The following is a 12057-nucleotide window of genomic DNA, read 5'->3' as shown; positions in this document are numbered from 1 at the left end:
GCCCGGCATCCGTCCGGCACGCGGCCAGACGGCCGGGCATCCGTCCCGCACGCAGCCACACGGCCGGGCATCCGTCCCGCACGCAGCCACACGGCCGGACATCCGTCCGGCACCCCGCACCCCCACCCGGCACCTCCGCGCTCAACACCCGGGTGCCACCGCCCGCGCGACCGTTCGAGGCCCCACCTGGCCCCGTGGCCCGGTCGCTCCGGGTGGGCGACGAAGGGGAGCGCACGCCCCATTTCTGGGGCAGCTTGACAGCGTCTCCGCACCCAGTCACCCGTCGGGTGGGGCGGTCCGACCAGGCGAGGGCTCGGCCCGTCGACCAGGGCTACTCGAAGAGGCGGCGGATGACGACCTGGGCCGCCTCCCGAGGGTCGTCCCCCACGCGTGGCGGTAGCGCGCCCGCGATCCACAGCGTCGCGAAGCCGTGCACGATCGACCAGGCGGCGAGAGCGTCCCGCCCGGGGTCGGCGGGGCCGCCGTCGCGGTTGGCGAGGCCGGCCACCCCGGCCCGCAGGGCCGCGCCGGCCCGTTCCCGGGCCACCCGCACCTCGGGGGCGTCCGACCGGTAGAGGTCGGGCCGGAACATCACGTCGAAGTGCGCGCGGTGCCCGACGGCGAACTCGACGTACGCCACGCCGGCGCTGAGCAGGTCGTCGGCTCCGCGCAGGGCGTCCGCCAGCAGGTCGAAGCCCTGCGTCGCGAGGGCGGTGAGCAGACCGGCCTTGTCCCCGAAGTGGTGTGCGGGCGCCGCGTGCGAGACGCCGGCCCGGCGGGCCAGGTCGCGCAGGCTGAGGGCAGCCGGTCCCGACTCGCTGATCACCTCCACCGCGGCGTCGAGCAGGGCACGGGGCAGGTCGCCGTGATGGTAGCCACGCGTTCCGGTCATGCCGCGAGCATATCTTGTCGTTGACAAGATGCCAGTCGACGGGCAATCTTGTCGACGACAAGTTCAAGCCGAGGAGGAGACCCATGGCACCCCTGATCGCACTGGTCGTCGGCACCACGCTCGCCCGACTCGCCGGGCTGACGGGAGCCGACCCGCTCGACGCCTGGCCGCCCGCACTGCGCGTCGGCCTGGCCCTGATGTTCGTCGTGACCGGCGTCGCGCACTTCGTCGAGCCCCGACGCAGCGGGCTGGTCGCCATGGTGCCGCCGACCCTGCCCCGGCCCGACCTGCTGGTCACCGTGACCGGCGTGCTGGAGATCGCCGGCGCGGTGGCGCTGCTCGTCCCGGCCACCGCCCGGTGGGCGGCGGCCGGACTGGGCCTGCTGATGCTCGCCATGTTCCCGGCGAACGTCTCGGCCGCCCGGCGGCGCCTCACCCTTGCCGGCCGACCGGTGACGCCGTTGGCGCCGCGTACGGCACTGCAGTTGGTGTTCGTCGCCGCCGCTGCGGCAATTTCGTTTGGCCCCTGACTATCAGGGGGCTAACCTAATCCCCCGTGAGCCTGTTCACCCTCGACGACGCGCCCCTCGGCCGGCTGCTGGTCACCGCCGGCCACCTCGTCAGTCAACGCTGGAACCGCATCCTGGCCGAGCGATTCAACCTCACCCAGGCCGGCATGGTCACCCTCATGACCCTCGCCCGCCACGGCCCCCTGCCGCACCGCGAGGTGGCGCAACACTGCTACGTCCGGCCGGCGACCCTCACCGGCATCGTCGACACCCTTGAACGGGACGGGCTGGTCGAGCGGCAACGCGACGAGAACGACCGGCGCAGCGTCCGGCTCGCCATCACCCCGGCCGGCCGGGAACGGATCGCGGCGCTCGGCGCCATGATCCGCTCCGGCCGGCCGCTCACCTCCGTCGACGCCGACCCGGCGAAGGCGGCCGTGATCCGGGAGTTCCTGCTGGAGGTCATCGGTAGTGGAGAGGACCCGCGCATGACCGAAACCCACCGCGAGCCGGGAGAGCCGCCGTGCTGATCCGACTGCTCCGGCACCACCTGCGCCCGTACTCGCGGCCGCTGGCCGCGATCGTGCTGCTTCAGTTCGTGGGCACGATGGCGTCTCTCTACCTGCCCAGCCTCAACGCCGACATCATCGACCAGGGCGTCGCCCGCGGCGACACCGACTTCATCGTGCGGACCGGCGGCTGGATGCTGATGGTCAGCCTCGTCCAGATCGTCTGCTCGATCGCGGCGGTCTACCTCGGCGCCCGGACGGCGATGGGCTTCGGCCGCGACGCCCGGGCACGGATCTTCGCGCACGTGAACAGCTTCTCCGCGCGAGAGGTGGCCCACTTCGGCGCCCCGTCGCTGATCACCCGCAGCACGAACGACGTGCAGCAGGTGCAGATGCTCGTCCTGATGAGCTGCACCATGCTGGTGGCGGCTCCGATCATGAGCATCGGCGGGGTCGTGATGGCGCTCCGCGAGGACCTCGGGCTCTCCTGGCTGATGCTGGTCTGTGTGCCGGTGCTGGCGGTGGCCCTGAGCCTCGTCATCCGTCGGATGGTGCCCGGCTTCCGGCTCATGCAGACCCGCATCGACACCGTCAACCGGGTGCTGCGCGAGCAGATCACCGGCATCCGGGTGGTGCGCGCGTTCGTGCGGGAGCCGTACGAGACGGACCGCTTCGGCGTCGCCAACGCGGACCTGACCGCCACCGCGCTGCGGACCGGGCGACTGCTCTCGCTGATCTTCCCGCTGGTGATGCTGGTGCTCAACGTCTCCAGCGTCGCGGTGCTCTGGTTCGGCGCGCAGCGCGTCGACTCCGGGGCCATCCAGGTCGGCGCGCTGACCGCGTTCCTGCAATACCTGATGCAGATCCTGATGGCCGTCATGATGGCCACCTTCATGCTGATGATGGTCCCCCGGGCAGCGGTCTGCGCCGAACGGATCGTCGAGGTGCTCGACACCGACTCCTCGGTGGTGCCGGCGGCCGGCGCGGTCAGCGAGGTCCCGACCCGGGCCGAACTGGAGCTGCGCGGGGTGCGCTTCCAGTACCCGGGCGCCGCCGCACCCGTGCTGCGCGACATCTCGTTCCGCGTCACGCCGGGCACGACCACGGCCATCATCGGCAGCACCGGCGCCGGCAAGACCACCCTGCTGTCGCTGATCCCGCGCCTGGTCGACGTCACCGCCGGCGCGGTCCTCGTCGACCGGGTGGACGTACGCGACCTCGCGCCGGACGAGCTGTGGCGCCGCATCGGCCTGGTGCCGCAGCGGCCGTACCTGTTCACCGGCACGATCGCGAGCAACCTGCGCTACGGCAACCCGGACGCGACCGACAGCGAACTCTGGTCCGCGCTGGAGATCGCCCAGGCCGCCGACTTCGTCGCCCAGATGCCCGGCGGTCTCGACGCCCCGATCGCCCAGGGCGGCACCAACGTGTCCGGCGGCCAGCGGCAGCGCCTGGCGATCGCCCGGGCGCTGGTCCGCCAGCCGGAGATCTACCTCTTCGACGACTCCTTCTCGGCCCTCGACCTCGGCACGGACGCCCGGCTGCGGGCGGCGCTGCGGCCGGTCACCGCCGACGCGGCCGTGGTGATCGTGGCCCAGCGGGTCTCCACGATCGTCGACGCCGACCAGATCGTGGTGTTGGAGGACGGGGCGGTCGTCGGCATGGGACGGCACGAGGAACTACTGGAGAGCTGCCCGACGTACGCGGAGATCGTCGCCTCGCAGCAGACGACGGAGGTGCCGGCATGAGCGAGCGGACTTCTTCCCCCGTACCCGAGCAGAAGCCGGCCGCCGACGGGCGGACGCCGGGCCGGCTGCCCGCCGCCGGCCGGCGCGGCGGGGGCGGCCCACCGTGGATGGGCGCCGCGATGCCCGCCGAGCGGTCCATGAACTTCGGGCCGTCGGCCCGACGGCTGCTCCGCCGGCTCAGCCCGCACCGGCTCCACCTGGCGCTGATCATCACGCTGGCGGTGGTGAGTGTCGGGTTCAGCGTCGCCGGGCCGAAGATCCTGGGTCACGCCACGGACCTGATCTTCACCGGGGTGATCGGCCGGCAGCTGCCGGCGGGGACCACGACCGAGCAGGCCGTCGCGGCGGCCCGGGCCGCCGGCAACGACGCGTTCGCCGACATGCTCGCCCGGATGGACCCGGTGCCGGGGGCGGGCATCGACTTCGGCGCGCTGGGCCGGGTGCTGCTGCTGGCGCTCGGCCTCTACCTGGCCGCGAGCGTGCTGATGTGGTGGCAGGGCTGGCTGCTCAACGGCGTCGTGCAGCGCACCGTGCTGCGGCTGCGCGCCGACGTGGAGGAGAAGCTGAACCGGCTGCCGCTGCCGTACTTCGACAAGCAGCCCCGGGGTGAGCTGCTGAGCCGGGTCACCAACGACATCGACAACATCTCCACCAGCCTCCAGCAGACGCTGAGTCAGCTGCTCACCTCGCTGCTCACCGTCGTCGGGGTGCTCGGCGCGATGTTCTGGATCTCGCCTCTGCTGGCGCTGGTGGCGCTGGTGGCGGTACCGCTGTCGGTGGTGGTCACCCAGCGGATCGCCAAGCGGTCGCAGAAGCAGTTCATCGCGCAGTGGACGCACACCGGCCAGCTCAACGGCCAGATCGAGGAGGCGTTCACCGGCCACGAGCTGGTGAAGGTCTTCGGGCGGCAGCGCGAGGTGGAGGCGGCCTTCACCGCGAAGAACGAGGAGCTCTTCCGGGCCAGCTTCGGCGCCCAGTTCATCTCCGGGATCATCATGCCGTCGATGATGTTCATCGGGAACCTGAGCTACGTGGCGATCGCCGTGGTCGGCGGCCTGCGGGTCGCCTCCGGGTCGATGAGCCTCGGCGACGTGCAGGCGTTCATCCAGTACTCCCGCCAGTTCACCCAGCCCCTGACCCAGGTCGCCTCGATGGCCAACCTGCTCCAGTCCGGGGTGGCCTCCGCCGAGCGGGTCTTCGCGGTCCTCGACGCCGACGAGCAGACCCCGGACCCGGCGACGCCGGCCCGGGTGATCGACCCGCGCGGTCGCGTCGAGTTCGAGCACGTGTCGTTCCGGTACGAGCCGGACAAGCCGCTGATCGACGACCTGTCGCTGGTCGCCGAGCCGGGTCACACCGTGGCGATCGTCGGGCCGACCGGTGCCGGCAAGACCACGCTGGTCAACCTGGTCATGCGGTTCTACGAGCTGGACGCCGGCCGGATCACGCTCGACGGGGTGGACATCACCACGATGCGCCGCGACGACCTGCGCGGGCGCATCGGCATGGTGCTCCAGGACACCTGGCTCTTCGGCGGCACCATCCGGGACAACATCGCGTACGGGCGGCCCGACGCGACCGAGGAGGAGATCCTCGCCGCGGCGCGGGCGACCTTCGTGGACCGGTTCGTCCGCAGCCTCCCCGACGGCTACGACACGGTCATCGACGAGGAGGGCAGCAACGTCAGCGCGGGCGAGAAGCAGCTCATCACGATCGCCCGGGCGTTCCTCGCCGAGCCGTCGCTGCTGATCCTGGACGAGGCGACCAGCTCGGTCGACACGCGTACGGAGGTGCTGCTCCAGCGGGCCATGGCGGCGCTGCGGTCGGACCGGACGAGCTTCGTCATCGCGCACCGGCTCTCCACGATCCGCGATGCCGACCTGATCCTCATGATGGAGGACGGCCGGATCGTCGAGCAGGGCACGCACGAGCAGCTACTCGCCGCGCGGGGCGCGTACCACCGGCTGTACCGCTCGCAGTTCAGCCAGGCGCTCACCGACGAGCCCGACGACGGCGCCCCCCGGCCGCCGGTGCCGGCCCAGGGGGCGCTGTCGTCGTGACCGGGTCAGGCGTCGGCGACCACCGGCGCACCGGGCAGCAGGTCGGCGGAGCGGGCGGCCACCACCTCGGTGACCAGGCCCAGCGCGGCGTCGACGGCCATGGGCGCCAGCCCGCGGCCGTCCCGCAGCCGCAGGGTCACCCGCCCGTCGGCCGCCTCCCGGGCCCCGATCACCGCGACGTACGGCACCCGACGCCGGGCCGCGTCCCGGACCCGGGCGCCCAGCGACCCGGCGGCGTCCACCTCGACCCGCAGCCCGGCCGCCTCGCCCCGCGCGGCGAGGTCGGCCGCGGCGTCGGCCTGCCCGTCGTCCACCGGCAGCACGGCCAGCTGCACCGGCGCGTACCAGGCGGGGAAGGCGCCCTGGTGCACCTCGATCAGGTACGCGAACAGCCGCTCCATGCTGCCGACCAGGCTGCGGTGCACCATCACCGGCCGCCGCCTCGCCCCGTCCCGGTCGGTGTACGACAGGTCGAACCGCTCCGGCTTGTCGAAGTCGAGCTGGACGGTGGCGAGGGTCGACTCCCGACCGGCGGCGTCGACGATCTGCACGTCGATCTTCGGGCCGTAGAAGGCCGCGTCGCCGGGCGCCTCGACGTACGCCGAGCCGGCCAGCGCGTCGCGCAGCAACTCCTCGGCGCGGGCCCACTGGGCGTCGTCGCCCACGTACCGCTGCCCCGGCCCGCGCAGCGACAGCCGGAACCCCGCCGGGCGGACGCCGAGCGCGGCGTGCGCCGCGCGGATCAGCCGGAGAACCTCGGCGACCTCGTCGCCGACCTGCTCCACGGCGCAGAAGGTGTGCGCGTCGTTGAGCGAGATGGCCCGCACCCGCGACAGCCCGCCGAGCACCCCGGACCGCTCCGGCCGGTACATCCCGCCCAGCTCGGCGATGCGCAGCGGCAGCTCACGGTAGGAGCGTCCCCGGGCACGGAACACCAGGGCGTGGTGCGGGCAGAGCGCCGGCCGGAGCAGGAACTCGTCGTCGGCGCTCAGCCGCATCGGCGGGAACATGTCGTCGCCGAAGTAGCCGAGGTGGCCGGAGCGCTCGAAGAGCTCCCGTTTGCCCAGCGGCGGCGAGTAGACGTGCTGGTAACCGGCCCGGCGCTCCAACTCCCGGAGGTACTCCTCGACGGCGTGCCGGGCCGCGGCGCCGGCCGGCAGCCAGATCGGCAGCCCGGCGCCCGCGAGGGGGTCGGAGACGAACAGGTCCAGCTCCCGGCCGAGCCTGCGGTGGTCGATCATGTCGCTCTCCTTGATCGGGTACGACCCGGGAGCGATCTGGTCTCCGAACGCCGCGCGGCCCTCGGGGGCGGATCGCCCCGGGGCCTCGTCGACGGAAGGTCAGTGCGGCGCGCCGGGGTTTCCCGGCGTCGTGGTGAGTTCCGCCCTGCGCATACGGCGACGCTACGCGGGCGCGCCCGGCGACCGCACCTCGATTTCGGCGCGGCCGAGGGCGGGTGCCGCCGGGTTTCCGGCGTGGGTGAGAGTGCGGGCCGCCCGGGTTTCGGCGTGGTGAGAGTGCGGGCCGCCGGCACGGGACCTGCCGACGGCCCGCGGCGGCCCGATCGTCGAAAACGGGGGATCCGACGGTCGCGGGGCCGCGCGCCGACAACGGTACGCCGATGAACGCCGATCCGCCGACCGGTCTTCGGGAGCGTGACCACAGGCGGTTGAGCGTCGTTGTCCCTGGGTGGGCCCGTCGTGTCGGTGGTCACCACCGAGCCGGGGCCGTCGACGGTGACGCCGGACACGCCGTCAGGCTCGGTACACCCAATCGGCCGGATCCGGCGAGGTGGCAGGCGTGCCCGAACTACTCACTGACGTCGCATCGCCGACGTGGGCGTACCTGCTGCTGTTCGGCCTCCTCGTGGCGGACGCCTTCATCCCGGTGATCCCCACCCAGGCCATCATGATCACCAGCGGTGCGCTCACCGTGTACGGCGGGCTCGACCTGCCGGTGACCATCGCCGTCGGCGCCCTCGGCGTCCTCACCGGTGATCTCGCCTGCTACCTGCTCGGCCGGTGCGCCCCGGACCGCCGGGCGCCCCGGCACGCCACCCCGAGCCGCACCCGACGGGTCGCCGACCGGGTCACCCAGGGCCTGCGCCGACCCGGCCCACTGGTGATCCTGCTGTGCCGCTTCGTGCCCGGTGGCCGGATGGCGGCGTGCTTCTCGGCCGGCCGCAGCCGCTACCCGTACCGGCTCTTCCTGCTCTACGAGACGATCGCCGCGCTGGGCTGGGCCACCTACGGGGCGATGGTCGGGCACCTGGGCGGGACCGCGCTCACCGAGTCGGCCTGGCGGCTCGCGCTGATCGCCGCCGTGGCGGCAACCGGGTTCGCCGCCGCCGGCTGGGCGATCACGCTGATCGGCGCCCGCCACGCCCGTGCCGAGGTCCCGGTCGACGAGGCGCCCCAGGCGGTGCCGCGAGAGCCGCTACGCGGCTGAGCGATCCCGGCTCGTCCCCGACACCTCTAGGGGTGGTCCCGGGGGCCGATTTCGGTGGCCGGCCCCGATCCGTTTCGGGTGGTCGCGGCGACAGGCTGGGGCATGCCTGGAACCCGGAGCGCCGGCCTGCTGACCCTCGGCGGCATCGCCATCGCGGCGCTGCTCGCCGTGATCGGTCACGTCGAGGTGAACGAGAACCTGTCCCCCTGGTCGCTGACCGTCAGCGACTTCGCCGTCTCCGACCGCGGCGGCGTCATCGACGCCGCGATGGTGGTGCTCGCCCTGGCCACCGCGGTCCTGCTCGCCGGTCTGCGACGCACCGCCCCGCCCGGACGGACGGCCGGGACCGGCGGCCGGCTGACCGAGGTGCTGCTCGGGTCCTGGGTGGCCGGGTTGCTGCTGGCCGCGGTCGTCCCCACCAACGATCCCGGTACGCCGATGACGACCGCCGCGTACGTGCACCGGTACGCGTCGGTCGTCGCCTTCCTGACGCTCCCGGTCGCCGGCTGGCTGCTCGCCCGCCGGGGCGACCTGGCCCCGGCCGGCCGCTGGCTGCGCGGCCTGGTCCTGGTCAGCGTGGCCCTCGCGGCGGCGATGGTGTGGTCCGCGTACCCGGGTGACCGCCTGCTCATCGGCCTGATCGAGCGCGCGCTCATCCTCACCGAGGTAGCCCTGATCGCCGTGGTGGCCGCCACCGTCGCACGCCCCCGCCCCACCGACGACCGGGCCGGTCACTCCAGCTCGTGGAGCATGAGCTGGCGGGCGGCCTCGGTGATCGACCCGGACAGGCTCGGGTAGATGGTGATCGTCTGAGCCAACTCGTTGACGGTGAGGTTGTTCTCCACCGCCATCGTGATCGGCAGGATCAGCTCGCTCGCCTTCGGGGCGACCACCACACCGCCGATCACCTGCCCGCTCGCCGGTCGGCAGAACAGCTTCACGAAGCCGTCGGCGAGGTCGTCCATCTTCGCGCGGGCGTTGCCGGCCAGCGGCAGCATCACCTGCCGGGCGGGGACCTTGCCGGCGTCGACCTCGTCCTGCGAGACGCCGACGGTGGCCAGCTCCGGGTCGGTGAACACGTTCGCCGCGACGGTCCGCAGCCGCAGCGGGCGGACCGCCTCGCCGAGCGCGTGCCACATCGCGATCCGGCCCTGCATCGCGGCCACGCTGGCCAGCGGCAGCACGCCCGTGCAGTCACCGGCGGCGTAGATGCCGGGCACGTTGGTGCGGGACACCCGGTCGACGGTGACGTAGCCGCCCCGGGCCAGCTCGACGCCGTACTCGGCCAGCCCCAGGTTCGCCGTGTTGGGGATCGAACCGACGGCGATCAGCGCGTGCGAGCCGTACACCTTGCGGCCGTCGGAGAGCTCCACCTCGACGCCGGTCTCGGTGCGGCGGACTGCGTCAGCCCGGGAGTTGTTGAGGATGCTCATCCCCCGGGTGCGGAACACCCGCTCGATCGCGGACGCCGCGTCGGCGTCCTCGTGCGGCATCACCCGGTCCCGGCTGGAGACCAGGGTGACGTCGACCCCCATCGCCAGGTAGGCGCTGGCGAACTCGGCACCGGTCACACCGGAGCCCACGACGATCAGGTGCTCGGGCAGCTCCGGCAGGTCGTAGACCTGACGCCAGGTCAGGATGCGCTCCCCGTCGGGCACCGCGGTGGGCAACTGACGCGGGGTGGCGCCCGTCGCGATCAGCACCGTCGACGCCTCGATGGAGTAATCGGAGCCGCCCTCGGCCGGCGTGACCACGACCCGGTGGGTGTGACCGAGCGTGTCCTCACCGAGCCGGGCGCTGCCGGCCACGAAGGTGACGCCGGCCTTCAGCAGCTTCGCGTGGATGTCGGCCGACTGGGCCAACGCGAGCCGCTTGACCCGCTCGTGGACCGCCCGGGCGTCCACGGTGACCGCCTCCAGCCCGTCGGAGTGCACCCCGAACTCCTCGGTGTCCCGATAGCCGGTCACCACCTCGGAACTGGCGATGAAGGTCTTCGACGGTACGCAGTCGGACAGCACGCACGCCCCGCCGGCGCCCTCGGCCTCCACGACGGTCACATCAGCGTCCAGCTGCGCGGCGACCAGTGCCGCCTCGTAGCCGGCCGGTCCGCCGCCGATGATCACGATCCGGCTCACAGCGTTCGCCCTTCGTCGATGCTCACAGTGACTTTCTTCTCCCGAACGCGTCCGACACGCACCGTCGTATTCTCCCCCACCCGTCGGCCGGGCTATCGTCATCGCCGTGCGTCTTCACGCCGCCTACGGCTCAAACCTGGACCCCGCACGGATGCGCGCCTACTGCCCGCGTTCGCCGATGGTGGGCACCGGGTGGCTGGAGGGCTGGCGGTTGACCTTCGCCGGCGAGGACGTGATCGGCTGGGAGGGCGCGGTCAGCACCGTCGTCGAGTCCCCCGGTGACCGGGTGTTCGTGGCGCTCTACGACATCCACCCCGTCGACGCCGCCCAGCTCGACGAGATCGAGGGCGTGAACGCCGGCACCTACCGGCGGCTCACCGTCCGCGTGTCGACCCTCGACGGGGACGTCACGGCGTGGGTCTACGTCTTCGACGGCTACGAGGGCGGTCTGCCGACGTCGTGGTACCTGTCGGAGATCGTCACGGCGGCCGAGAAGGCGGGCGCTCCCGACGACTACGTCACCGAGCTGCGGTCCCGCCCCACCGGCACCGCCTCGGCGTAGCGCGTATCGCACGCGCCCAGTCTGCTACCACCGCCGCGCCGGCCCGCCGCCGGCCCCGGCCGGGGTCGTCAATCACACACCCGTCGGCGGTACGGTCAGCGCGGTCGCCGGCACGACCAGCTCGTACATGTCGGTCCACCGGGTCTCCCGCAGCCCCACCGAGCGGTAGAGCGACAGCGGAGTGGTCGGGTTGGTGAGGTCGACGCCCAGCCCCGCGGCCGTCCGGCCCTTCTCCGCGTAGCGGGCGAACGCCCGGCGCAGCAGCGCCGCCCCGACGCCCCGGCGGCGGAACGCGGGGAGCACGGACAGGCTCCGGACGAAGCCCTCGTCCTGGTCGAGCGCCTGGTCGGACGACTGCAGCGCGCCCGCCGCGACCCCGTCCACCTCGGCGACGAACCATTCGTCCCAGGTCGTGCCGTGCTGAGTGATCTTCTTGCGCCACTCGGCGAAGCCCAACGGCTCGTAGTCCGGGGTGTCCCGGAACGCGGTGTCGAAGATCCGGTGGAACTCCCGCAGGTCCAGCTCGTCGTCGGCCCGGACCGGGCGGACCGTCACACCGGCCGGCGGTGCCGGCTCGGCGGGCAGGTCGGCCAGCGGGCGGTGCATCCGGACGTACCGCTTGGCCAGGGTGAAGCCGGCCTCCTCCAGCAGCCGCTGCCAGTCCCGCTCCGGTTCGAAGACCGCGCAGCGCACGGTCAGCGCCGGCAACTCCCGTTCGGCGGCCCGCTCCGCGACCCGATCCAGTTGGCGGGTCAGCAACGGCCCGCGTGCCTGGTGACCGCGCGCCGGATCGACGTAGACCTCGACGAACTCCCGGCCGACGCCGGTGGGGTTGTCGACGATCGCCCAGCCGACCACCTCGCCGTCCTGGTCGAGCGCCAGCCAGGAGTCGCGGGCCGGATCGACGTACGGTGCGGACAGCGCCGCCTCCACGTCCTCCGCGTCGAAGTCGGGGTGGCCGACGGCGAAGGTGTCGGCGGCGTGCACCACCGCCAGGATCGCCGGGACGTCGTCGAGGGTGGGCCGGCGCGTGCTCCAGCCAGCGGGGAGGGTCACGCCGACGATCCTGGCAGGGGCGTGCCCGCCACGCCGCCGATTTTCCGACCCGACGCGAAGGTGGCGCCGCGCCGCAGCCGGGGCGGGGCAGGGCAGGGCAGGGCAGGGCACTATTTCTCAGAAAGCGGCCCCTCCCGG

Annotated in this window: 11 protein-coding genes; 7 read left to right on the top strand and 4 right to left on the bottom strand. The window is 73.0% G+C overall.

Annotation, left to right across the window (positions count from 1 at the left end; translation table 11 throughout):
* Positions 1 to 331: 331 nt before the first annotated feature.
* A complete protein-coding gene (locus ACIBTV_RS18475; protein WP_396706337.1) occupies positions 332 to 892 on the bottom strand; it encodes a TetR/AcrR family transcriptional regulator in 561 nt (186 codons plus the stop codon).
* Positions 893 to 975: 83 nt separating this feature from the next.
* On the opposite strand from ACIBTV_RS18475, the gene ACIBTV_RS18470 reads away from it, so the two are divergent.
* The 4 genes from ACIBTV_RS18470 to ACIBTV_RS18455 are packed head-to-tail and all read left to right on the top strand — an operon-like array spanning position 976 to position 5718.
* A complete protein-coding gene (locus ACIBTV_RS18470; protein ID WP_396706335.1) occupies positions 976 to 1422 on the top strand; it encodes a DoxX family membrane protein in 447 nt (148 codons plus the stop codon).
* A gap of 26 nt (positions 1423 to 1448) precedes the next feature.
* On the top strand, positions 1449 to 1931 hold the full coding sequence (locus ACIBTV_RS18465) for a MarR family winged helix-turn-helix transcriptional regulator (RefSeq protein WP_396706333.1): 483 nt from the start codon (positions 1449 to 1451) through the stop codon (positions 1929 to 1931).
* Positions 1925 to 3658 carry an ABC transporter ATP-binding protein gene (locus ACIBTV_RS18460; RefSeq protein WP_396706331.1) on the top strand — a complete coding sequence of 578 codons (1734 nt, stop codon included), beginning with the start codon at positions 1925 to 1927 and terminating at the stop codon, positions 3656 to 3658. Before ACIBTV_RS18465 ends, ACIBTV_RS18460 begins: the two co-directional genes overlap by 7 nt.
* On the top strand, positions 3655 to 5718 hold the full coding sequence (locus ACIBTV_RS18455) for an ABC transporter ATP-binding protein (RefSeq protein WP_396706329.1): 2064 nt from the start codon (positions 3655 to 3657) through the stop codon (positions 5716 to 5718). The genes ACIBTV_RS18460 and ACIBTV_RS18455 overlap by 4 nt, the downstream gene beginning before the upstream one ends.
* 5 nt (positions 5719 to 5723) lie before the next feature.
* Here ACIBTV_RS18455 and thrS read toward each other — a convergent pair whose 3' ends face one another.
* A complete protein-coding gene (gene thrS, locus ACIBTV_RS18450) occupies positions 5724 to 6959 on the bottom strand; it encodes a threonine--tRNA ligase (protein WP_396706327.1) in 1236 nt (411 codons plus the stop codon).
* A 559-nt stretch (positions 6960 to 7518) separates the two neighbouring features.
* Here thrS and ACIBTV_RS18445 point away from each other — a divergent pair.
* The gene (locus tag ACIBTV_RS18445; protein WP_396706325.1) at positions 7519 to 8166 is read left to right on the top strand and encodes a DedA family protein; all 648 of its coding nucleotides are present in this window, start codon (positions 7519 to 7521) and stop codon (positions 8164 to 8166) included.
* A gap of 102 nt (positions 8167 to 8268) precedes the next feature.
* A complete protein-coding gene (locus ACIBTV_RS18440; protein WP_396706323.1) occupies positions 8269 to 8964 on the top strand; it encodes a DUF998 domain-containing protein in 696 nt (231 codons plus the stop codon).
* On the opposite strand, the gene ACIBTV_RS18435 is transcribed toward ACIBTV_RS18440, so the two are convergent.
* Positions 8898 to 10301, bottom strand: a complete 1404-nt coding sequence (locus tag ACIBTV_RS18435; protein ID WP_396706321.1) for an NAD(P)H-quinone dehydrogenase — start codon at positions 10299 to 10301, stop codon at positions 8898 to 8900. The two genes, ACIBTV_RS18440 and ACIBTV_RS18435, sit on opposite strands and share 67 nt — an antisense overlap.
* Before the next feature lie 106 nt (positions 10302 to 10407).
* Here ACIBTV_RS18435 and ACIBTV_RS18430 point away from each other — a divergent pair, with 106 nt between their 5' ends.
* Positions 10408 to 10863 carry a gamma-glutamylcyclotransferase gene (locus tag ACIBTV_RS18430; RefSeq protein ID WP_091592383.1) on the top strand — a complete coding sequence of 152 codons (456 nt, stop codon included), beginning with the start codon at positions 10408 to 10410 and terminating at the stop codon, positions 10861 to 10863.
* Positions 10864 to 10935: 72 nt separating this feature from the next.
* Here ACIBTV_RS18430 and ACIBTV_RS18425 read toward each other — a convergent pair whose 3' ends face one another.
* Positions 10936 to 11919 carry a GNAT family N-acetyltransferase gene (locus tag ACIBTV_RS18425; protein WP_396706319.1) on the bottom strand — a complete coding sequence of 328 codons (984 nt, stop codon included), beginning with the start codon at positions 11917 to 11919 and terminating at the stop codon, positions 10936 to 10938.
* Positions 11920 to 12057: the final 138 nt, after the last annotated feature.

This window comes from Micromonospora sp. NPDC049366 (genome assembly GCF_044466625.1).
GTDB lineage: Bacteria > Actinomycetota > Actinomycetes > Mycobacteriales > Micromonosporaceae > Micromonospora.
This window is presented reverse-complemented; position numbering and strand designations above follow the sequence as displayed.